The organism is Massilia pseudoviolaceinigra (assembly GCF_030846505.1).
Lineage (GTDB): Bacteria > Pseudomonadota > Gammaproteobacteria > Burkholderiales > Burkholderiaceae_D > Telluria_A > Telluria_A violaceinigra.
In genome coordinates, this window is sequence record NZ_JAVCWL010000010.1 from 129,351 (window position 1) to 150,419 (window position 21,069).

The following is a 21,069-nucleotide window of genomic DNA, read 5'->3' on the forward strand; positions in this document are numbered from 1 at the left end:
TCGAATAGGAGTTCCCTGTGAACAAAATGAAAAAGACGGCCCTAGCGGCGGCGCTGTTGTGTAGCGCCGGACTGGCCTTTGCGCAAGACATCAACCCCGCGTGGTACATCCAGCCCAGCGCCAACGCGTTCAAGCCCGACCAGGATTTCGGCGTGAGCGAGCGCGACTACGGCGGCGGGCTCAAATTCGGCAAACCGCTCTCCGAAATGTGGGATGTGCAGATCGGCGCCACCCACGCCCGCGCCGAAGAAGGCCGCTACCACTATCGCCAGAGCCTGCTGGGCGCCGACGCGCTGCTGATGCTGTCGCGCCAGAACTTCCGGCCCTTCCTGCTGATCGGCGTCGGCGCCCAGCGCGACCGGGTCGACAATCCATTGCGCAGGGTCAGCAAAACATCGCCCTACGCGACCGCCGGCATCGGCTTCCAGCTGGGCATGACGGACCAGTGGTCGATGCAGGCCGACCTGCGCACCGTGCGCGGGCGCCTGCGCGCCGACGATGCGTTCGGTTTCGGCCGCAGCAACAACAAATACCTGACGATCGGTTTGAACTACGCCTTCAGCAAGCCGGCCCCGCCGGCTCCCCCGCCAACGCCGGCGCCGCCACCAGCCGTCACGCCGCCGGAGCCGGTCGCGCCACCGCCACCGCCACCACCGCCGACCCGTTTCGAAAAAGTCACGCTGACCGCCACCGAGCTGTTCGCCTTCGACAGTGCCACACTCAACGTGACGCAGACGCGCCTGGACGACATCGCCGCCGCCCTGCAGGCCGATCCGAGCATCACCGACGTCGACATTACCGGTTACGCCGACCGGCTCGGTTCGGAGCAATACAACCTCAAGCTGTCGGAGCGGCGCGCCAACGCGGTGCGCGACTATCTGGTCGCCAAGGGCATCGACGGTGCGCGCCTGAAAGCCTACGGCAAGGGCGAAGCCAACCCGCTCGTCACCTGTACCGACAAGCGGCGCGCCGACCTGATCAAGTGCCTGGAACCGAACCGCCGCGTTGAAGTCGAACAGATCACCATCGAACGACGCGTTCAATAAGCAAGGGCCGCGGCCTGTTTTTCGGGGGGGCGCGCGCCCCTCGCGCAAATTTTAGGAAGACATATGATCGAAATCAAAGAATGGGTGCCGTACTCCAAACAACTGGCGCGCGTGATGCGCTGCGCAGTCACCGAATGGTTCGCCCACCGCGCCGCCAGCAAGGGCGCGGCACTGGCGTTCTACACCCTGTTTTCGATGGCGCCGATCCTGGTGCTGGTGATTGCCATCGCCGGTTTCTTCTATGGCGCCGAAGCGGCCCAGGGGCAACTGCTCAACGAGCTCAGGGGGCTGGTCGGCAAGCAGGGCGCGGAAGCGATCCAGCTGGTACTCGCAGGCGCACAAAACAAGGAAAGCGGGATCTGGGCCACCGTCATCGCCACCGCCCTGCTGCTGTTCGGCGCGACCACCGTGTTTTCCGAACTCAAGGATAGCCTCGATGAAATCTGGGCGGTACCGGCCTCGACCGATGCCACGTGGTGGGACATCCTGCGCACGCGCCTGCTGTCGTTCGGGCTGATACTGGTGCTGGGCTTTTTGCTGATGGTCTCGCTGGTGGTCAGCGCCGCGCTGGCGGTGCTGGAAAAGTACATGAATGGTTTGTGGAAAGATGCGGCGGTGCTGCTGTCGTGGGTGTCGTGGGGGATCAGCTTCCTGGTGATCGCCACCCTGTTCGGCGTGATCTACAAAATGCTTCCGCGCATCAAGCTGTCATGGCGCGACGTGACCATCGGCGCGCTGGGGACGGCGGCCTTGTTCACCCTGGGAAAATTCGTCATCGGGCTGTATATCGGTAACAGCGGCGTGGCCAACAGCTTCGGCGCGGCCGGGTCGATGATCGCCCTGCTGCTGTGGGTGTACTACTCGGCGCAGATTTTCTTTTTGGGTGCGGAGTTCGCGCGCCAGTATGCGCTGCAATTGGGCAGCCTGAAGCACAAGCCGGATGAAGTGACCGGTGGCGGGCAGACGGCGGCGGCGAAGGTGACGCGGATTCGCTGAGCCTGTCCACATCTCAGTGATCCTTATTGACTCGCGCTATCCGAAGCATGGCGGTAAGTCGACTCGGAGATTTCGGCAAATACCATGTCATCTTCCAAATCGAATTCCACGTAACCGCTATGTTCGGTAAAGACCACCGCCTGGGAAAAAGAAGGACGCACAAGAAAGAACGCCAGCGAGAAGCGCACCGTCATGCCATAAGGCGTTCTTACCTCGACATCGCCACAAAAATCGCTCGCCATCAGACCGGCTGCCGCCAGATCCTCCGCTGGCCGGCCAAGGCGCCGTGCAAGCTCATTTAGCCAGTCGGCGAGAACGGCCGGTTGTGGCCGCAGTGTCTTCATCATCTGTCTCGTCTCCTTGAACTGACCTACTCGTAGCGCAGCGACTCCGCCGGATTGATCCGCGCCGCGCCGTAACTCGGATACAAGGTTGCCAGGAAGGCCAGCGCCACCGAGACCCCGCCGATCATGACCACATCCTGCCATTGCGGGTCCGACGGCACCGAGCTCAGGAAATAAATCTCTTTCGACAGCAGCTTGCTGCCCAGCAGCTTCTCCACCACCGGCATGATCACATCGATATTGAGCGCAAACAGCACACCCGCGGCCACCCCGGCCGCAGTCCCGATCACGCCCACCAGCGCGCCCTGCATCATGAACACCGCCATGATCGAGCGCGGCGACGCGCCCAGGGTGCGCAGGATCGCGATATCGGCCTGCTTGTCGTTGACCTTCATCACCAGGGTCGACACCAGATTGAACGCCGCCACCGCAATAATGAGCACCAGAATCAAAAACATCATGCGCTTTTGCGATTGCAGGGCCGCGAACCACACTTCGTTCTGGCGCGTCCAGTCGCGAAACATCAGATGCTCGGGCATGCTCGCCATTAATTCCTGCGCCACACGCGGCGCCTGGTGCAGATCGTGCAAACTCAGACGCAGCCCGGAAGGCAGCTCCAGCTGTTCAACTGCACGCGCATCGTCGATATGCACCAGGGCCACGCCGGAATCGAAATCGTTATGTCCCACATTGAACAATCCCGTCACCGTGAATACCTGCCGGCGCGGCGTCCACGACGTCGCGTTGCCACCCTGCGGCGCCACCAGCAGCGACAATTTGTCGCCCGCCTTCACGCTCAGCTTGTTGGCCAGCTCATAACCGAGCACGATATTGAAGCGGCCCGGCTGCAAATCGTCCAGTTTTCCGCCCTTCATGCGCTCGGCGATGGCGGACACCGTCTTTTCGGCCGACGGCAAAATGCCTTGCACCGCCACCGGCCGCATCGTCTCGTCGTACAGCAACATGCCCTGCAAGGTGACGAACGGCGCGCCGCCGGATACGGCCGGATTGCTGCGCGCCTGCGCCAGGGTCTGCTCCCAGTTCGGCAAGCCGCCACGCTCGTCGATGACTTCGATATGCGGAATCATCGACAGCATGCGCGCCGCCACTTCCTTCTGGAAGCCGTTCATCACCGACAGCACGACGATGAGCGCGGCGACGCCGAGCGCAATGCCGCTCACCGAAATGAGGGAAATGACCGACAGCATGGGATTGCGTTCGCTGCGGCGTTGCGCGCTGGTGTAACGCAGCGCGATCTGTAATTCGTAAGGTAAATTGGCGAGCATGTGTTCTTAGTATCCTTGTGCTTTCAGGCTGGCGATATCGGCATCGCCATCGTCGACCAGTCGTTCCCATCCATCAAACTTGTCCACCCCGAGGCTGCGCGACATCGACAAAAGCAGGCTCTGCCCAGGTGCGGCGCGTTGCGGCGCGAGTTGATACACCGGGTCCTCGAAGGCCTTGGCTGGCGACACGATGGTCCAGCCCATCTCCTTGAACATGGAGATCACGTCATCGAGAAACAGCGCGTTGATCAGGTTGTGATGCATCAGGATCACCTGGGCGATGTCACGGCCCTGCAGGCGCTGCGACAGGGCGCGGTAAGCCAGGGCCCGCTGGCGCACATGCGCCAGATAGACTTTCTTCAACGGCGCCAGGTCGGCCTTGCTGTTTTTGGCGAGCAGTTCGGTCAGGTAATCGTCGAGGCGCCAGTCGCTTGTATCGAGGCTCACATACGCGTTGCGGTAGCCCTGCGCGGCGAGAAACGCGCGCATGCCATCGCGCTTCCCGGGCGTGTTGCCTTCGCGCAGATACGTGAAGCGGAACCATTTCTGGTAACCCGGCAAGGAGGCGATGATCTTGTCGCAGTCCATCACTTCCTGCCAGTACTGCGCCAGGCTGATCTTGGCACTATCGAGGTCGGGATGGGTCATCGTATGGTTGCCGATGGCGTGGCCGGCCTCGCCCCAGGCGCGTGCCAGCGCATGGCCGGCGCGCTTGTCGGCGCCGTTGCCGGCGGTAACGAACAACGCTGCCTTCACTTTGTGTTTGGCGAGCGCATCGAGCATGGCCTGGTTGCGCTGCTGCGGCGACAGGCGCGGCGTTTCGGCGAGCGACGGTCCGTCATCGAAGCTGAAGGCGACCGATTGCGCGCAGGCGGCACCGGACAGCAGCCCGGCGCACAGGATGGCAGCGGCACCGCTGGAAAGCCTCACCGCGAAATTTTTAAACTGGAGCATGGACCAAGCGCACTTCTGAATTGACGATCTGCAAGCCTAACATACGGCGGCGCGGGCGCAAAGGCACGCGCCCTGCCCCGCCGTCGTCATACTCGCCCAACTGACTGGCCCAACTGAACGACCAAAATCACTCGCCCAGCAGCTCGGCCAGCACTTCCATGCCTTCGACCCGTTCAGCCACGACCTTGATCATCACCACCACCGGCACGCCCAGCAGCAAGCCCCACATGCCCCACAGCCAGCCCCAGAACAGCAGGCTGACGAACACGGCGGCCGGGTTCATCTTGGCGATCTTGCCGGTCATCCAGGTGGCGATGACGGTGCCGACCAGGGTCGCAATGGCCAGCGAGGCGCCGCTGACCAGCAGCACCATTTCCAGCGATTCAAACTGCATGAAGGCAACCAGCCCCGTCAGCGCGGTGATCAGCAGCGGACCGAAGTACGGCATGATGTGCATCAGCCCGGCAAAAATGGCCCAGGCGCCCGCATTTTCCAGGCCCAGCGCGCGCAGGGCGACCCACATCATCAGCGCCAGCAAGGTATTGGTAACGAGCAGCATGAACATATAGTTCTGGATCGAGCTGTTGATATCGTCCAGGATGTGCACGGTGACCTTCTTGCGGCTCAATGACGGCCCGGTCAGCTTGACCAGCTTGCGCTTGAAGGTATCGCCCGCAAGCAGCAGGAAAAACACCAGGAACACCACCATCGTGGCCTGGGTGATGAAGCCGATGAACCCCATCGAGCCGGCCAGCACCCAGTCCATGATCTTGAAGCTGCCCCCGGCTGCGGCGGCGGCCGGCACTGCCTTGCGCGCCGACGGGCGCTGCCCGCCCACGCTGGAGGTGGCCTGTTCTATCTGGGAAGCGGCTGCCTGCATCTGCTGGATCGTGCTCGGCTGCCCGCCGCTGGCGTTGGTCAGCAGGCGCGTGACTTTCTGCGTGATCGTAGGTAATTCATCGATGATATTGAAAAATTCGCCCTGCACCCGGTTCAGCACGCCGCCCATCACGACCAGGATGGCGACCGTGACGATGGTCGCGCCGAAGGCGCGCTTGATGCGCAGCCGCCGTTCGAGCCACAGGACCACGGGATTGAGAGTGTAGGCGATGAAAATCCCGAGCAGGAGCGGGACCAGGAATTTTTGCGACCACTGCAGCGCGTAGACAAAGGCAATCGTCGCGATGATGCCCAGCGCCAGCCCGCGCGCGTTGACATGGATCGGGATGCGCAAGGTTTGCGCGGCGCTCGAAATAAGGGGATCGTGCTGCTCCGCGCCGGGATCGGCGGGGGGTGCCTTGACGGCGGCGCTCTCTACGGAAGGAGCGGGATTTTCATTGGCGGGGGCCGGAATCGGATCTGCAAGCTGCATAAAATCTTCACATTATAGTGCCGGCGCCACAGGCCGGCCACTGCGGGCCAGCCTGAAGAGCTCAGCTTACTTCACACGTACGTCGTTCTTTACCGATACTACACCCTTCACGCCGCGTGCCACATCGGCAGCTTTGGTGGCATCGGCTGGATCCGCCACGAAACCGGACAGTTGCACGTCGCCCTTGAAGGTTTCAACGTTGATTTCCGACGCCTTGAGCGTTGGGTCGTTGAAGATCGAAGCTTTGACCTTGGCGGTGATCACGGTGTCATCGATAAATTCGCCGGTGCCTTCTTTGGTGGCAGTCGAAGCGCAACCTGCCATGGTGGCAACGAGGGTGGCGGCAAACAGCATGGACGACAGACGTTTTGCGATTTTCATGGTGGACTCCTTGGTGGGTGGTTCAAAAAAGATGCTCGATGTGAGCTATTGCAGGACGGCTTTACTTCCCGTACTGCGATTTTGCGGCTGAGACACAAGTGTCCTTGGCCGCTCCGGCGAACGCGTCGCACTTTTCGAGCGCGACTTTGTACTCGGCCGTTCGTTTATCGTCGCGCGCATCGGTGCGCGCTTCGATCGCTTTCTTGTCGGCCCTGGCGTCGGCCTGGGCCGCGATCAGGGTCGCTTTTGCCTGTTGGATGCAGACATCCTTGTCGTTGCCCGTCAATGCCTTGCACTTGACCCTGTCGAGGTCGTAGTTGGCGGCGGCAATCTGCAGGCGCGACTGGGTGTAAGCCTTGAGCGTGTTCTTGTAAATGGCCGTGGCTTCTTCCACGCTGCGCACGCGCGCCACCTTGGCTTCTTCCACGCAGACCTCTTTCGGGTTGCCGGTAATGGTGTCGCAGCGCGCGCGTGCCACCTTGTAAGCGGCGCTCGCCGCATCCCTGGCCTGGCTGTACGCCGCTTTCGCTTCCGGCGTGGCCGCGCTGGCGACCAGTGAGGCCGACATCAGGAAGGCGCCGATCAGGGCTGGGGTGACTGCTCGCTTCATCTTGCTTTTCTCCAGTGACAATACATCGCTGAGCTACGTTTTACGGGAAGTGCGCCAACACATCTGTACGCTGGCGAACACAGCGAGATTAGTGGCAAAAACCCAACAGTTTGATGCGAACCCAAGCGCAGCAGACTGGGTGCGGCAGCGCACAGACCCCGGGGTTGTTGCTGATTATGCTGGCTCTACACTTTGTCAGGAGAACAACATGAAATCGACTCAGACTATCGCAGCACTCGTGGTCGCCGCGTCTGCCGTTCTCGGCGGTTGCGCCAGCACGACCCAGCCGGCCAACAATGGCAGCTACAGCAACCCGGTATCGGCCTCGGCCGGATACGGCACCATCGAATCGATCCAGGTCACCCGCAGCGAAGGCCAGACCAACGGTACCGGCGCGGTTGTCGGCGGCATCGTCGGCGCGCTGGTCGGCAATCAGGTCGGCAGCGGTAGCGGCCGTACCGCGGCCACGGTGGCCGGCGCAGTCGGCGGCGCCGTCGTCGGCAACAAGGTCGAAGCGAACCGCAATGCGGGCAGCGGCCAGGATCTGTACCAGATTAATGTTCGCCTCGAAAATGGCGAAACCCGCACGATCGTGCAGGACAGCGTGTACGACCTGCGCGTGGGCAACCGCGTGCGTCTGGTCGATGGCCGCGTCTACCGTTACTAATTTCACCGTACTACCCACCCACTTACAATAAAACACGAACTGCCCGCCAGCTCGACCACCTTTAAGGAGCCCACCATGGGTACCATTCTTCTCGTTATTCTCATTCTTGCGCTGATCGGCGTCCTTCCTACCTGGAACCACAGCCGCAGTTGGGGATACGGCCCAACCGGCATCACCGGCCTGATCGTCATCGTACTGATCGTGCTGCTCATCACCGGGCGCCTGTAAGAAGTCGACTAACCGGCGCCGCGTGCGCCGGTTTTTTTTTGCCCCACCGCCCCACCATATCGCATCATAAGAAAAGGAGCTGCCATGAGCCAGCCTGTTACCAACGCGCTGCCAAGCGCATCGCGCAACACCGCCATCCAATTTTCGCGCGCGCTGCGCGCGGCCCTGGCCACCGCCTGCCTGATGGGCATGAGCCTGGCCCACGCCCAGATGGCGCAGACATCGACCGACCAGAATGTGCCGGCCGCCACCGCGCGCCAGCAAGCGGCCGAAATCGCCCGCGGCGACCCCGCGCGCTGGTCGCGCGAGGATACGACCCCGGATGCGCGCCTGCGCACCCTGCGCAAGGAAATGGGCGCGGCCCTGCAGGAAGCCAAAGGCGCTTGCCGCGCCCTGCCCGCCGCCGAACGCAGCGCCTGCAACAAGGAAGCGCAAGCGAACTATCAGAAAGACATGGCCGGCGCGCGCGCCCGGGCAGCCGCGGGCGGCTGACCGGCGCCGTCATTGTCCTTACGCCGCGGCAGCGACCCAGTCGTCCTGCTCCGGCGGCAGTTCGTGCACTACCACGGCCGTCTCTTCGGCCACCATCACCAGCCACCCGGCATGCTTGAGCGCACGCAATGCATCGCGATAGCCCTGCTCCCAGCGCCACTCGATCGATCCCTTGGAAAAATTGACGTCCTTCGACGCCATATGCCAGTCGTGGCCCGCATAGGGAATCCGCACGATGTGCAAGGTGGCGTCGCAGCCCAGCGCTGCCAGTTCGCGCCGGTCGTCGTCGCTGCGCTCGGCCTCCGGCAAGCGCGCGTACAGCTGGCGCAGCTTGTGCTGCAGCGCGTGGGTCGCGCTGTAGTCTTCGATATGGCGTTTCGAGCGCGAGGCGTACGTCACATCCTTCTGGCGCGTGCTCACTTCATCCATCGTCACCGGCACCTCCCCTTCGGCGCTCCACAAATCGACCATGAAGCAGATCGTGTCGCCGCCGGGCAGCTCGCGCAGCACCGATTCGAGCGGGGTATTCGAGTACAGGCCGCCGTCCCAGTACAGTTCCTCGCCGATGCGCACCGGGGCGAACGCCGGCGGCAGGCTGCCGCTGGCGCGCACATGGTCGGCGCACAGCTGCCCGCTCTCGCTGTCGAAATGCGCCAGTTCGCCGGTGCGCACATTGACCGCGTTCACGGTCAGGCGCATGCCGCCCTCGGCGTTGAGGTAGTCGAAGTCGACCAGTTCCTTGAGCGTGTCGCGCAGCGGCAAGGTGTCGTAGAAAGACGCTTCTTCGGGCGCCACCGTCATCCCATAGGGAAATCCGCTGAACGGGCGCGGCGAGAAAAAGCCCGGCACCCCGCGCATGACGGTGTCGAAGGTGTTGAGCCAGATATTCGAGCGCCGCTGGCGGTCGTCGACCCGCGCCATGTCCAGCATATCGGGATGCGACACCCGGTCCCAGAAAGCCTTGACCTTTTCCAGCCGCACCGATTGCTCGTTGCCGGCGATCAGCGCGGCATTGATGGCGCCGATCGAAGTGCCGACGATCCAGTCCGGCACCAGATTGTGCTCGTGCAGCGCCTGGTACACCCCGGCCTGGTAAGCGCCCAGGGCGCCGCCACCTTGCAAAACGAGAACAATACGTAGCTTGTCGGGATTGAGTTTGTTAATGTCTGTCATGGGATAGCCGGAATGAAAAGATGAATCGAGTATAGAGGAAATAGATTCGGGGAAAAAAAGACGGCGTCGAATCCGAAGATTACGACGCCGCTCAAGCCCCACCATATTTTTCCGTTCTTGTTGCAAGGCCGGGTTCGCTTGCCCGGCATGGTCACCAACCAGTTCACAAGGTCTGCGCGTCCCGCGTGCGGCGTTGCTGCAGGTACCAGACCACGCCGCCCACCACCGCGGCCACCCCGAGCGCCGGCTTGATCAGCCGGCGCCGCGTGATGAAACCGACGATGGTCGCCGCGTACGGCATGATCGACGCCACGCTGATGCCGGTCGGGTGCAGCACGGCGTCGATCCGCGAGCGGACCGCCCAGGTCGCATGGTCCAGCGCCGAGTGAAACAGCACATCGGGACGCGAGTCGTGCTTGATCTGGGCCTTGGCATGGGCAATGCCGACGCGGTAAAAGTCGCCCTGGCGCAGCAGGCGCGCCTTGCGCTCAGACACCGAATCGGCCTTGGCCCCACCCTTGTCCGGGGTTTTTTCGAGCCCGATAATGTTATCCATCGTAATCCTCCCGTCTGAATGGCCGCTTACAGCAGCATGTCACGATCGTTCTTGAGTTCGTTCATGGTCTCGGGGAAAGCCAGCTTGCCCTCTTTGAGCATGGCCTTGGCCTTGACCACGAGGCCGATCGTCACGGCGATGAACACGGCAAACATAAGCAGGAGGATTTTCCAGCCCATGCTTTCCCAGGCGAGCGCGACGATTGTCGCGGTGCCGTAGGCCAGCGCGAACATGGCGCACAGCACTGCCAGCGAAAAGATCACCAGCAGCTCGAGGACATGATTGCGCACTTCGGACAACTCGAGTGCCGCCAGTTCCACGCGCGACACCACGAGTCCGAAGATATTTTTTGCCAGCCCTGTCAGGCCGCCCATCAGGCCGGGGCCATGCACTGCAGCAGTTGTTTTGTCCATGGCTTCTCCCGGCTAGAATTATTTACGGCCCAGGATCACGCCGACCAGCAAGCCGACGCTGGCTGCTGCAGCGATCGTGCGCCATGGGTTGTCCTTAACATAGACATCGGCGGTGTGCGCCAGTTCCTTACCTTTGACGATGGCTTGACCTTGCACTTGCGATGCCTTGCCCAGCGCTACGTCCAGCATTTCCATGCCGCGTGCGCGCATGTCTTCGGCTTTCTCGCCGGTCAGTGCGGCCGCTGCGGACAGCAGGGTCTGTGCATCCTTGACCAGGGTTTTGACATCGGTCTGGACTGCGTTCACATTGCCGTTCAGGTTGGCCGAGCCGTTGGTGCGGGTATTGGTATCTAACATGATGAACTCCAGTGGTGGGTTGAAAAAAATCTGAAAAGTGCTTCTCTTTTTGCTCTTAATGCGCCAGCAGATCGCGCATGTCGTCTGCGTGCTCTTCTTCGACCGCCATGATGCTGATCAACAGATGCTTGGTGGTCGGGTCCTTGTCGCCAATGGCGGCAATCATTTGCCGATACGACTCGATCGCCACGCGTTCGGCGATCAGGTTCGAGCGGATCATGGCTTGCACATCGTCCGAATCGTCGTACTCGGCGTGGCTGCGCGCGGTCAGCGTGGCCGGATTGAAATTCGGCGAACCGTTCAGCTGGACGATGCGTTCGGCCAGCGAGTCGGCGTGTTCCTGCTCCTGCTGCGCGTGCTCGAGGAACTCGGCCTTGATCGGGCCGTTGCCCACGCCGCTGACGGTGTAGTAGTGGCGCTTGTAGCGCAGCACGCACACCAGTTCGGTGGCCAGCGCATCGTTGAGCATGTTGATGACCGCTTCACGGTCTGCGGCGTAGCCGTCCGTCACGGCGCCGTCGTCCAGATTGGCGGCTGCCTGGCGGATGGCTTGCACGTCGAATCCGTGCGCCAGTGGCTTGGTGGTTTGTTCCATGATGATTCCTTAAATATCTGTTGCGATTGTGTTCGTATTAACGGCGCGGGGCGATCGCCGCGCCTTCGTTCGACAGCACGATTTCCACGCGGCGGTTCATCTGGCGGTTGCCGGCCGTGTCATTCGCGGCGACCGGGAATGCTTCACCGTAAGCGCGCATGGCGACGCGGTCGCGCGCGATACCCATGTCGACCAGGGCCGCGCGCACGGAGGTGGCGCGGCGCTCGGACAATTGCTGGTTATGCGCGCTGCTGCCGGTACTGTCGGTAAACCCTTCGACCAGCACGGTGCGGTTCGGGTTCTGTGCCAATGCATCGGCCAGCTTGCGCAGGGTGGCCTGGCCGTTCGGGGTCAGGTTGGCCTGGTCCACGCCGAACAGCACGTCGCCGATCGTGATGATCAGGCCGCGTTCGGTTTTCTTCGCTTGCAGGTCTGTCATCAGCGCTTCGAGCTGGGCGGCGCGGGCCTGGGCTTCGCGGGTCTGGGCTTCGGCGGCGGCGACCTGGCCTTGCGCGGCGGCAGCCTGGTTCTGGGCGGCGGCGGCATCAGCGTTGGCGGCGGCGGCGGCGGCCTTGGAGGCGGCGGCATCCATCTTGGCGCGGTCCGCTTCGGCGGTGCGCGCTTCGAGGCGCACGGCGTCGCGCTGTTTGCCGGAAGCGGCGATATCGGCCTCAGCCTGCTTCTGTTTGGCTACTTCTTGTGCGGTGGCGATCTTTTGCTTGGCCAGGTAGGCCAGCTTGTCGATCTGCTCCAGGCTATCCTTGCGGGCGGCGGCGGCGTTGGCTTGTTCCAGCGCTTCGCTGGCCTGCTTGAATTCCAGCGGTGCGAAGGTCGACACGCGCGAATTGTTGTTGGCGGCGACGAAATCGCCACGGGCCTGGTCCAGCAACGGGGTGGTGGTCGGCACGCTGCTGCATGCGCCCAGCGCGAGGACGGAGGCGAGGATGGCGGACTTGATCAATGTATGTTTCATGGAGGTGTTTCCTTTTCTTGTCGTAGCGCACTTGGCGCGGTAATCAATCGTTTTCTTGTGCTCTGGGTGGTACTGTGCGCGGACCGGTCGGCCTGCGCTGCCGCTGTGAGGGCGCGCGGCGTCAATCTGTTTTTATTGTTGTGGCTTGTTGGCGCGGTCGACTTCTTCGCGCAGCACGCGCAGGTCGTCCTGCAGCGCGTTGGCGGCGGTGGTGGCCTTGGTCGAATTGGCCTTGCTCTGTGCCAGCTTGGCGTCGGCCTGGGCTTGGGTCGCCAGTTCGCGTGCCAGCTTGTAATCCTTGGCGGCCAGGGCTTCGTTGGCGCGCATCATCTTGGCGCGGGCTGCATTGATTTCTTCAGGAGCCAGGTCGGCGGCGCCGGCGCTCACTGCGTTTTCAACCGCGTTCTTCGACACGGCCACATCGGCCGTTGCCGGTGCTTTTTGCGAACTGGCGCAAGCGGCCAGTGTCATAACCAGTGCGGCGCAGAGTACTTTACTGACGTGAGTCTTGATTTGTGCATTCATCGGGTTTCTCCATGAGGTGTAATGATGTCGTGATAACGTTATAAGCTGATTTATTGGCAAGTTCGGTTCGCTGCCGCACATAGCAAATGTTTTGCGCGCAATGGCACTTCCGACCGTGCGCTAACGTACACAAGAGCACTACCCTTATCGCTTAAGCTGCTCCTACTTTCACCAGAAGGATAGTCATGAGTCAAGCCGCCCCGATCCCTTCCGGCCGCACCCCGCTCGCGCGCCGCACCAAAATCATTCTCGCCATCCTTGCCGTGCTGGTGGCCATTGCCGCCATCGCGCTGGCCATCCTGCTCACCTACGACTGGAACAAGGCCAGGCCCTGGCTCAATGCCAAGGCCAGCGAAGCGATCGACCGCCCGTTCACGGTGGCGGGCGACCTCAAGCTGAGCTGGGAAAAACCGGCCACCGTCATGGCCGAGCGCGACCGCACCTGGCGCGACCTGGTGCCCTGGCCGCATCTGGTTGCCAACGATGTTCACGTCGGCCAGCCCGAGGGCATGGGTGCGCCCGGCGCAGAGGCGGGCGACATGGCCAGCGTGAAGCAGTTTTCGTTTTCGCTGAACCCGTTCGCGCTGCTGCACAAGACCATCGCCATTCCCGTGCTGCGCTTCGACGCGCCGGCGGTCGACCTGCGCCGCACCAAGGATGGCAAGAACAACTGGACCTTCCACCAGGAAGACAAGCCGGCGCGCTGGAAGCTCGACCTCGAACGGGTGATCTTCACCAAGGGCGTGGTCAAGTTCAACGATGCGGTGGAAAAGATCGACCTGACGGCCGACGTCGACACCGTCAACGCCGACCCCGCCTACGGCATCAGCTGGAAGCTGCGCGGCACCTACAATGGCGGGCCGGTCACCGGCGGCGGCAAGGCTGGCGCGGTACTCTCGCTCAAGCAGCAGACCACGCCCTACCCGGTGCAGGCCGACCTGCGCGTGGGCAAGACCCACATCGAAGTCGAAGGCACGGTCACCAAGCCGACCAAGCTGGCGGCGCTCGACCTGCGCCTGAAGCTCTCCGGCGCCAGCATGGCGCGCCTGTATACGCTGACCGGGGTGCTGCTGCCGGAAACGCCGGCCTTTCGCACCGAGGGCCGCCTGACCGGCGAGCTGGGAGAAACCAGCAGCCTCTGGGTCTACGACAAATTCACCGGCAAGGTCGGTTCCAGCGATATCGCCGGCCGCCTCGCATACCGGACCGGCAAGCCGCGCGGCAAACTGAGCGGCAGCGTATCGTCGAAATTGCTGCAGTTCGCCGACCTGGGGCCGCTGGTCGGCGCCGACTCGAACGCCAGCAAGGAAGCGCGCGGGGTCGACGCGGTGCAGCCGGCCGGCAAGGTGCTGCCGGTCGAATCGTTCCGCACCGAACGCTGGAGCGCCATCGACGCCGACGTGCGCTATGCCGCCGAGCGCATCGTGCGCGAAAAGCAGCTGCCAATCAGCAAACTGAACACCCACCTGATCCTCAAGGATGGCGTGCTCAACCTGGCACCGCTGAACTTCCAGATGGCGGGCGGGAACATGACCTCGACCATCAAGCTCGACGGAAGCGGCAAGGGCAAGCAAGCCATCAAGGCCACCGCCAGGGTCAGCGCGCGCCACATCCGCATCAAGGAACTGTTTCCGTCGATTCAGGAAATGAAAGCGACCGTCGGCCAGATCAACGGCGACGCCCAGTTGTCCGCCACCGGCAATTCGGTCGCCTCCCTGCTGGGCGCGTCCAACGGTGAAATCAAGGCGCTGATCGATGAAGGCACGGTCAGCAAGATGCTGCTCGAACAGATGGGCCTCAATATCGGCAACATCGTGCTGACCAAATTATTCGGCGACAAGCAGGTCAGGCTCAATTGCATGGCCACCGATTTCCAGGTCACCAACGGCTTGATGCAGACGCGCACCTTTGTCGTCGATACCGAAGAGGCGGTCATCACGGCCGAGGGCACCATCAACCTGGCCAACGAACAGATGGACCTGACCCTGAACCCCAAGACCAAGGGCTTGCGCATCTTTTCGCTGCGCTCGCCCCTGCATGTGCGCGGCAGCTTCTCCAAGCCCGACGTGAGCGTCGACAAGGGCGTGCTGGCCCTGAAAGCGGGCGGCGCGGTGGCGCTCGGCCTGGCGGCGCCGGCGGCCGCCCTGCTGCCCCTGGTCAACACCGGACCGGGCAAGGACAGCGGCTGCGCGCGCCTGCTGGCCGAAGCGCGCGAAAAGCCGGTGGCGCCGCCGCCGGGCAAGACCAGCCGCCGATAAAGTCACAAAATTGCGTTTTATCACTTATGTGCGTTGGCGAACAGACCACACGCCCGGCAGGCCGTAATCTAGACGTATCGGTTGGGCGACACGCACCGCCGAACGCATAACAACATAGACCACCACCATAGAGGAACACCCCATGAAAAACCTGAAAATCGTATCGACCCTGCTCGCCGCCCTGATGCTGACCACCGTTGTCGGCTGCGCTTCGACCGAAAAGAAAGAAAGCGTCGGCGAGTACGTTGACGACAGCGTGATCACCACCAGCGTGAAAGCCGCCATCCTCAACGAGCCGACCCTGAAAGTTGCTGAAATCAACGTTGAAACCTTCAAAGGCGTTGTTCAGCTGAGCGGCTTCGTTGCCGCCCAGGACAGCATCGCTACCGCCGGCAAGGTCGCACGCGACGTCAAAGGTGTGAAGCAGGTGAAAAACGACATTCGCATGAAATAAGCGACAAGCAATTCAAAGAGGTTCAAGATGAAAACAATCAAGCAACTGGTCATGAGCGCGACACTGGTCACGGTGGCGCTCGGTTTAGGTGGCTGCGCAGGCATGTCGGCCCAGGATAAGAACACGGCCATCGGCGCCGGTGCCGGCGCAGTGGTCGGTGGCGTTCTGACCGGCGGCAGCGCTGTCGGCACCGTTGGCGGCGCAGCCGTCGGCGGCGTGATCGGCAACCAGGTCAAGCCACCGAAATGATCCGGTTTGCCTGATTGAGAAAACCCCGCTTGCGGGGTTTTTTTACGCCCGGTGTTTTATGATGGAGGAAAACACAAGGGGGACCGATGAGCTGGGATGTTTTCGTTTGCAAATTTTCTCGCACTTATACCCACATGAACCAGATCGGCGAGGACGGGTCGTTCCTGCCGATGGGAAGCCGGGCGCAGATCCACGCCGCCGTCTGCGCCCTGTTCCCGCACACCGACTGGAGCGAGCCCGGATGGGGCAGGCACGAGGGGCCGTTCGGCTCGGTCGTATTCAGTGTCTCGGACGAGGAGCCGGTCAACAGCGTCATGCTGCATGTGCGCGCGGGAGAAGGCATCGTCGCGCCCATCGTCGAACTGTGCCTGAAGCATGGATGGCAGGCGATGGATACCACGGCCGGCACGTTCCTGGAGCAAATGCCGGTTCCGGAACAGGGATTGACGCAATGGATGGCGTACCGCAAGCAGGTACTCGGACAGCGGCAAGACCCGTAGGCCGGCGCTGCCCGGCGGATCAGACGAAAGCGGTGGACAGCGCGCTGGCGCCGGCTTCCTTGACGATCTCGTAGCACTTGCAGGAGGCCGCGGCCAAGCCCTGCACGTCGAGGATTTCGATATTGCCGCGGCTGTAGATGATCAGCCCCTGCTGCTGCAGGGCGCTGGCGGCCTTGGTCACGCCGACCCGGCGCACGCCCAGCGCATGGGCCAGGAATTCGTGCGTGAGGTGGAATTTGTCGGACTTGAGACGGTCGCGCGTAATGAGCAGCGAGCGCGCCAGGCGCGCTTCGAGCACGTGAAAGCGGCTGCACACGGCGATCTGGATCGCCTGCGCCAGCAAGGTATCGGTGTAACGGTACAGCACCCGCTGCAGCGCCGGATTGCGCGCGAACTCGGTGCGGAACTTGGCGCTGTCCATGCGGCTGGCGCAACCGGCGCGCTGCACGATGGCGCGCGTCTGCGCCGTGTCGTGCCCGAGCGCGACGGTGGCGCCCAGCATGCCTTCGCGTCCGACCAGGCCCACTTCGAGCGTCATGCGCCCTTCGGCCACGCCCAGCAGGGAGATCAGGCTATCGTGCGGAAAATAAATAAAGCGCACCGGCTCGGCCGGCTCGTACAGGACCTCGCCCACTTCCACCTGCACCGGTTCGAGCAAGGGAGACAGACGCGCGAGATCGCTATGCGGCAGGGCGGCGAGCAACTGGTTGCCGTTCGGGTGGTCGAGCTCTACGGCGGAAACGTGATTCATCGCTCCCTCCGGCAAGCAAAGCGTGTGGTCGACCATAAGTCAAAACGGATAGCGATCATTAGATAGGTAAGGCCAAGTAAATACTGCGGATACATTTACAAACAATTTCAATCAGCGTAACGGCAATAATAGGCAAAGTATGTACGGTGACGCACGGAAGCACCGCCCCATCCTCGGGAGAATGGCCTGCATCAACCCGACCGTGCAGCAGCGCACATTCAATCCAAAGGAAACACCATGAGTAGTCCCACTTCCCCCGCGGCGCCGAGCGCGCGGCATCCCCTGCTGATCGCCGCCGCGGTCGCGGTCATCGTGTTTTGCGGCACCGGTACGGCCGCCATCCTGGGCTGGATTCCTTCCTCCATCGGCGGCACGCCGGCCGCGGCCGAACTGAGCGAAATCGACCGCCCCGTGCTCGCTTCCAAACTGCAGGGCACCACGCCGCCCCAGCCGGCCGCGCTCGATCTGCGCGAGCTCGACCACGACGGCGACCGGGAACGCGACCGCAACCGCGCCGCCGATCGCCTCGCCGCGCGCGAACGCGCCGCCGACCGCGCCGCCCACGACAATGCGGCGCCGCTACGCAAACCGGCCCCGCGCGTGGCCGCGGCCGAACCGGTGAAGGAAAGCGGCTGGTGCGCGCACTGCGGCAATATCGAATCGGTGCGTGAAGTGAGCCAGCGCGCCGAAGGCAGCGGCCTGGGCGCGGCCGGCGGCGCCCTGCTCGGCGGCTTGCTGGGCAACCAGGTCGGCGGCGGCAATGGCCGCAAGCTGGCCACCGTGGCCGGCGCGGTGGGCGGCGCCGTGGTCGGCAACCAGCTCGAAGGCAATATGAAGGCCACCCGCAGCTACGAAATCCGGGTCCGTCTGGACGATGGCGGCGCCCGCACCTTTCATCAGCAAAGCGCCGCCGGCTGGCGCGCCGGCGACCGCGTCAAGGTTGTCAACGGGACGCTGCGCTCGGCCGCCTGATCCCGGACAGCAGTACAAAAAAACAACGCCCCTGGCTGAAAAGCAAGGGGCGTTGTGTTTTCTTCTTTGCAATGTGTGCCAGCGAACCGATCTCCTGATGAGCAGGCGCGAGAATGGCTTCACGCCTGCAGCAAACGGCGCGGCAGTATCACCAGAGAAGAAGGATTTATCATGAACCGCATGGTTTGGATCGGCATTTTAGCTTGGGGCATTATCGTGACGCTGTTCGGTTTCAGCGCCGCGGGACCTGTCGCGGCGGGCAGCAGCGCCACGATGCAGGCCCAGGATGTGGTGTTCCTGATTGCCGGCGGCCTGGTGGCCTGCCTGATCGGTCTCGTTGGCCTGGCTGGCGTATTGGGATGGTTGCCAGCCTTGCGAAACGAACAAAAAAGTTATTCTTAATGTACGCCAGCGTACGGAGCGGCATGCAAGAGTTCTGCATACTGCAGTCACGACATATCAGTCGTCTATAAAAACCCACCGAGGAAAAAATCATGCTCTATACAATCGCCGTAGTTCTTCTTATCCTGTGGCTGCTTGGCTTGGTCACTTCCTATACAATTGGCGGCTTCATCCACATTTTGCTGGTTGTCGCAGTCATCATGATTCTGGTTCGTCTGATCAGCGGCCGAGGTATCTAGCTGACGCATGATCCGGCCATCAACTGATGTCCGATCCGTTTCGCGGTCGCGCCTGGCATAGCCTGGTGTGACAGCGAAACGGATTAATTACTTTTGGAGCCACACTATGAAAAAGAACCTGAGCAAATCCCTGATTGGTATCACCATCGTCGCCATGTTTGCCACCGGTTGCGCCGACATGTCCGCGACCCAGCGCGGCACCGCCACCGGCGCCGGCGTAGGCGCTGGCCTCGGTGCGATCATTGGCGCCTCCGCCGGCAGCGGCGGACGCGCGGGCAAGGGTGCCCTGATCGGTGGCGCCGCCGGCGCGATCATTGGCAACATCTGGTCGAACCGCATGGAACAGCAGAAGCAAGCCATGGAACAAGCCACGCGCGGCACCGGCATCGAGGTCAGCCAGACCCAGGATAACCGCCTGAAGCTCGACGTGCCTGCCGACGTGTCGTTCGACACCGGCCGTTCCGACATCAAATCGAATTTCCGTCCCGTGCTGGAACGCTTCGCCGCGACTCTGCAAGACAATCCTGCCACCACCGTGACCATCATCGGCCACACCGACAGCACCGGCGGCGACGCCGTCAACGAGCCGCTGTCGGTCGACCGCGCCGCCCAGACGCGCGATTATCTCGCTTCGCGCGGCGTCTCGCCGAACCGCATCATGATCGATGGCCGCGGCGAGCGCGAACCGGTCGCCTCGAACGATGACGCTTCCGGACGCGCGCGCAACCGCCGCGTCGAGATCTACGTCGCCGAGCCGAACCGCCAGGGTTAAACCCGCTGCAATACCCCCAAAAGCCGGCATCGCGATGCCGGCTTTTTTACGCCGGCGCCACATGCACCGTCACGCCCAGCGCGCGGTAGCGCGCCAGCAAGGCCGCGTCGGTGCCGTGCGCCACCACCAGCGCGGCAATCTCGTCGGCGCCGGCGATGCGGTAGGGCGAGGCGGTCGCCAGCTTTTCGGGGGAAGCCAGCACCACGGTCTGCGCGGCCGCGCGCCACATGGCGCGCTTGACGGCCGCCTCCTCGAAGTCGCCCGTGGACAGGCCGGCGTCCGGGTCGATGCTGCTCACGCCCAGGAAGCACAGGTCGGCGCGCACCTGGGCGATCGCGTCCAGCGTGGCCGCGCCCACCCCCACCACCGAATGGCGGTACAGGCGCCCGCCGAGCATGATCACCTCCACCTGTTGGTGCCCCAGCAGCGCCAGCGCCACCGAGGGGCTGTGGGTGAGCACCGTGGCGCGCAAGTCCGGCGCCAGGGACCGCACCAGATGGCCTGACGTGGTGCCGCCATCGATGAACACCACCTGCCCCGGCAAGATCAGCGCGGCGGCGGCGCGGCCGATGGCCGCCTTGGCGTCAGGCGACATCTGCGCACGCGCGCTGAAGTCGGCCAGCGCCGGCGAAGCGGGCAAGGCCGGCAGCGCGCCGCCGTGCACGCGCTGCAGCAAGCCTTCGCGCGCCAGCTCGCGCAGGTCGCGCCGGATGGTGTCTTCCGACAAACCCAGCTCCTCGCTCACGGCCTTGGCCACCACCTGTCCGTCGCGCCGCAACAGGTCCATCAGATATTGTTTTCGCTGGGTCGTCAGCATGATTGCTCCTGCACGTATTTTCTTGACATTGCACGATTTTGCACGATATTCTAAAAAACACCAAGCACAATCACGGAGAAACGCCATGCAAGAAACACGGGTCCGCATCGACAAGGAAGAACTGCTCTCTGACAACTGGTACATCCTGAAGCGCCTGACCTTTTCGCTGCGCCGGCGCGACGGCAGCTGGCAAAGCCAGACACGCGAAGTCTACGACCGCGGCAACGGCGCCGTGATCTTGCTGTACAACCTGCGCCAGCGCACGGTGCTGCTCACGCGCCAGTTCCGCATCCCCGCTTTTGTGAATGGCCACGACGGTTTTCTGATCGAAGCGGCCGCCGGCCTGCTCGACAATGCCAGCCCCGAGCAGCGCATCCGCGCGGAAGCCGAGGAAGAAACCGGTTACCGCATTAACGACGTGAAAAAGATCTACGATCTCTTCATGAGTCCCGGTTCAGTGACCGAACGCCTGCACTTTTTCGTCGGCGCCTACGAGCCGGAACACAAGGTGGGCGATGGCGGCGGCCTGGCGGCCGAGGGCGAGGATATCGACGTGCTCGAACTCGGTTTCGACGAGGCGCTGGCCATGATGGCCAGCGGCGAAATCATGGATGGCAAGACGGTCCTGCTGTTGCAATATCTTCAGTTGCACCTGATGTCGGCGCAAACCTAGCGCCAGATCAATAC

29 protein-coding genes are annotated in these 21,069 nt (G+C 62.9%); 14 read left to right on the top strand and 15 right to left on the bottom strand.

Going from position 1 to position 21,069, the window contains the following annotated elements:
• Window positions 1-26: 26 nt before the first annotated feature.
• Window positions 27-1,046, top strand: a complete 1,020-nt coding sequence (locus RBA40_RS11990) for an OmpA family protein (RefSeq protein WP_510184482.1) — start codon at window positions 27-29, stop codon at window positions 1,044-1,046.
• A gap of 63 nt (window positions 1,047-1,109) precedes the next feature.
• Window positions 1,110-2,042: a YihY/virulence factor BrkB family protein gene (locus tag RBA40_RS11995; protein ID WP_099880994.1), complete on the top strand. Its 933-nt coding sequence runs from the start codon at window positions 1,110-1,112 to the stop codon at window positions 2,040-2,042.
• 23 nt (window positions 2,043-2,065) lie between these two features.
• Here RBA40_RS11995 and RBA40_RS12000 read toward each other — a convergent pair whose 3' ends face one another.
• The 6 genes from RBA40_RS12000 to RBA40_RS12025 all read right to left on the bottom strand — a co-directional run bounded on the left by RBA40_RS12000 (window position 2,066) and on the right by RBA40_RS12025 (window position 6,989).
• On the bottom strand, window positions 2,066-2,389 hold the full coding sequence (locus RBA40_RS12000; protein ID WP_306648095.1) for a hypothetical protein: 324 nt from the start codon (window positions 2,387-2,389) through the stop codon (window positions 2,066-2,068).
• 23 nt (window positions 2,390-2,412) lie between these two features.
• Window positions 2,413-3,672, bottom strand: coding sequence for a lipoprotein-releasing ABC transporter permease subunit (locus tag RBA40_RS12005; protein ID WP_306648096.1), 1,260 nt, complete (start codon window positions 3,670-3,672; stop codon window positions 2,413-2,415).
• A 6-nt stretch (window positions 3,673-3,678) separates the two neighbouring features.
• On the bottom strand, window positions 3,679-4,626 hold the full coding sequence (locus RBA40_RS12010) for a polysaccharide deacetylase family protein (protein ID WP_306648097.1): 948 nt from the start codon (window positions 4,624-4,626) through the stop codon (window positions 3,679-3,681).
• 127 nt (window positions 4,627-4,753) lie between these two features.
• Window positions 4,754-5,998: an AI-2E family transporter gene (locus RBA40_RS12015; RefSeq protein ID WP_306648098.1), complete on the bottom strand. Its 1,245-nt coding sequence runs from the start codon at window positions 5,996-5,998 to the stop codon at window positions 4,754-4,756.
• 66 nt (window positions 5,999-6,064) lie between these two features.
• Window positions 6,065-6,379, bottom strand: coding sequence for a BON domain-containing protein (locus tag RBA40_RS12020; protein WP_099881004.1), 315 nt, complete (start codon window positions 6,377-6,379; stop codon window positions 6,065-6,067).
• Between the two features lie 61 nt (window positions 6,380-6,440).
• Complete coding sequence (locus RBA40_RS12025; protein WP_306648099.1) at window positions 6,441-6,989, bottom strand: hypothetical protein; 549 nt, start codon at window positions 6,987-6,989, stop codon at window positions 6,441-6,443.
• Window positions 6,990-7,197: 208 nt separating this feature from the next.
• On the opposite strand from RBA40_RS12025, the gene RBA40_RS12030 reads away from it, so the two are divergent.
• The 3 genes from RBA40_RS12030 to RBA40_RS12040 all read left to right on the top strand — a co-directional run bounded on the left by RBA40_RS12030 (window position 7,198) and on the right by RBA40_RS12040 (window position 8,376).
• Complete coding sequence (locus RBA40_RS12030; RefSeq protein WP_306648100.1) at window positions 7,198-7,656, top strand: outer membrane lipoprotein; 459 nt, start codon at window positions 7,198-7,200, stop codon at window positions 7,654-7,656.
• Between the two features lie 75 nt (window positions 7,657-7,731).
• On the top strand, window positions 7,732-7,884 hold the full coding sequence (locus tag RBA40_RS12035) for a DUF3309 family protein (protein ID WP_099881010.1): 153 nt from the start codon (window positions 7,732-7,734) through the stop codon (window positions 7,882-7,884).
• Between the two features lie 84 nt (window positions 7,885-7,968).
• Entirely contained in the window at window positions 7,969-8,376 is a 408-nt protein-coding gene (locus RBA40_RS12040; protein WP_306648101.1) for a hypothetical protein, read from the top strand.
• A gap of 18 nt (window positions 8,377-8,394) precedes the next feature.
• On the opposite strand, the gene RBA40_RS12045 is transcribed toward RBA40_RS12040, so the two are convergent.
• From RBA40_RS12045 to RBA40_RS12075, 7 genes are all read right to left on the bottom strand, one after another.
• Entirely contained in the window at window positions 8,395-9,549 is a 1,155-nt protein-coding gene (locus tag RBA40_RS12045) for a patatin-like phospholipase family protein (RefSeq protein WP_306648102.1), read from the bottom strand.
• 163 nt (window positions 9,550-9,712) lie between these two features.
• Complete coding sequence (locus RBA40_RS12050; protein ID WP_306648103.1) at window positions 9,713-10,105, bottom strand: hypothetical protein; 393 nt, start codon at window positions 10,103-10,105, stop codon at window positions 9,713-9,715.
• A 26-nt stretch (window positions 10,106-10,131) separates the two neighbouring features.
• Window positions 10,132-10,518 carry a phage holin family protein gene (locus RBA40_RS12055; RefSeq protein ID WP_306623268.1) on the bottom strand — a complete coding sequence of 129 codons (387 nt, stop codon included), beginning with the start codon at window positions 10,516-10,518 and terminating at the stop codon, window positions 10,132-10,134.
• Window positions 10,519-10,536: 18 nt separating this feature from the next.
• A complete protein-coding gene (locus tag RBA40_RS12060; RefSeq protein WP_099881018.1) occupies window positions 10,537-10,875 on the bottom strand; it encodes an ElaB/YgaM/YqjD family protein in 339 nt (112 codons plus the stop codon).
• Window positions 10,876-10,930: 55 nt separating this feature from the next.
• Window positions 10,931-11,470, bottom strand: a complete 540-nt coding sequence (locus RBA40_RS12065) for a ferritin-like domain-containing protein (RefSeq protein ID WP_099881020.1) — start codon at window positions 11,468-11,470, stop codon at window positions 10,931-10,933.
• Window positions 11,471-11,507: 37 nt separating this feature from the next.
• The gene (locus RBA40_RS12070) at window positions 11,508-12,443 is read right to left on the bottom strand and encodes an OmpA family protein (RefSeq protein ID WP_306648104.1); all 936 of its coding nucleotides are present in this window, start codon (window positions 12,441-12,443) and stop codon (window positions 11,508-11,510) included.
• 132 nt (window positions 12,444-12,575) lie between these two features.
• Entirely contained in the window at window positions 12,576-12,968 is a 393-nt protein-coding gene (locus RBA40_RS12075; protein ID WP_099881024.1) for a DUF4398 domain-containing protein, read from the bottom strand.
• A 185-nt stretch (window positions 12,969-13,153) separates the two neighbouring features.
• On the opposite strand from RBA40_RS12075, the gene RBA40_RS12080 reads away from it, so the two are divergent.
• From RBA40_RS12080 to RBA40_RS12095, 4 genes are all read left to right on the top strand, one after another.
• Window positions 13,154-15,226 (top strand): AsmA family protein, encoded by a 2,073-nt coding sequence (locus tag RBA40_RS12080; protein ID WP_306648105.1) that lies wholly within the window; start codon window positions 13,154-13,156, stop codon window positions 15,224-15,226.
• A 142-nt stretch (window positions 15,227-15,368) separates the two neighbouring features.
• Window positions 15,369-15,680 (top strand): BON domain-containing protein, encoded by a 312-nt coding sequence (locus RBA40_RS12085; protein ID WP_306623274.1) that lies wholly within the window; start codon window positions 15,369-15,371, stop codon window positions 15,678-15,680.
• Between the two features lie 27 nt (window positions 15,681-15,707).
• Window positions 15,708-15,929, top strand: coding sequence for a YMGG-like glycine zipper-containing protein (locus RBA40_RS12090; protein ID WP_099881030.1), 222 nt, complete (start codon window positions 15,708-15,710; stop codon window positions 15,927-15,929).
• Window positions 15,930-16,015: 86 nt separating this feature from the next.
• Window positions 16,016-16,429, top strand: coding sequence for a hypothetical protein (locus RBA40_RS12095; RefSeq protein WP_306648106.1), 414 nt, complete (start codon window positions 16,016-16,018; stop codon window positions 16,427-16,429).
• A 19-nt stretch (window positions 16,430-16,448) separates the two neighbouring features.
• Here the strand turns inward: RBA40_RS12095 and RBA40_RS12100 are convergent, their stop codons facing one another.
• The gene (locus RBA40_RS12100) at window positions 16,449-17,180 is read right to left on the bottom strand and encodes a Crp/Fnr family transcriptional regulator (protein WP_306648107.1); all 732 of its coding nucleotides are present in this window, start codon (window positions 17,178-17,180) and stop codon (window positions 16,449-16,451) included.
• A 237-nt stretch (window positions 17,181-17,417) separates the two neighbouring features.
• Between RBA40_RS12100 and RBA40_RS12105 the strand changes: the two genes are divergently transcribed.
• From RBA40_RS12105 to RBA40_RS12120, 4 genes are all read left to right on the top strand, one after another.
• Window positions 17,418-18,152, top strand: a complete 735-nt coding sequence (locus tag RBA40_RS12105; RefSeq protein WP_306648108.1) for a glycine zipper 2TM domain-containing protein — start codon at window positions 17,418-17,420, stop codon at window positions 18,150-18,152.
• 171 nt (window positions 18,153-18,323) lie between these two features.
• Complete coding sequence (locus RBA40_RS12110; RefSeq protein WP_306648109.1) at window positions 18,324-18,554, top strand: hypothetical protein; 231 nt, start codon at window positions 18,324-18,326, stop codon at window positions 18,552-18,554.
• A gap of 92 nt (window positions 18,555-18,646) precedes the next feature.
• Window positions 18,647-18,793, top strand: a complete 147-nt coding sequence (locus RBA40_RS12115; protein ID WP_103170603.1) for a lmo0937 family membrane protein — start codon at window positions 18,647-18,649, stop codon at window positions 18,791-18,793.
• Window positions 18,794-18,899: 106 nt separating this feature from the next.
• Complete coding sequence (locus tag RBA40_RS12120) at window positions 18,900-19,565, top strand: YiaD family glycine zipper/OmpA-like lipoprotein (RefSeq protein ID WP_306648110.1); 666 nt, start codon at window positions 18,900-18,902, stop codon at window positions 19,563-19,565.
• Window positions 19,566-19,611: 46 nt separating this feature from the next.
• Here RBA40_RS12120 and RBA40_RS12125 read toward each other — a convergent pair whose 3' ends face one another.
• On the bottom strand, window positions 19,612-20,382 hold the full coding sequence (locus RBA40_RS12125) for a DeoR/GlpR family DNA-binding transcription regulator (RefSeq protein WP_306648111.1): 771 nt from the start codon (window positions 20,380-20,382) through the stop codon (window positions 19,612-19,614).
• 85 nt (window positions 20,383-20,467) lie between these two features.
• Here RBA40_RS12125 and RBA40_RS12130 point away from each other — a divergent pair, with 85 nt between their 5' ends.
• Window positions 20,468-21,055 carry an NUDIX domain-containing protein gene (locus RBA40_RS12130; protein ID WP_306648112.1) on the top strand — a complete coding sequence of 196 codons (588 nt, stop codon included), beginning with the start codon at window positions 20,468-20,470 and terminating at the stop codon, window positions 21,053-21,055.
• Window positions 21,056-21,069: the final 14 nt, after the last annotated feature.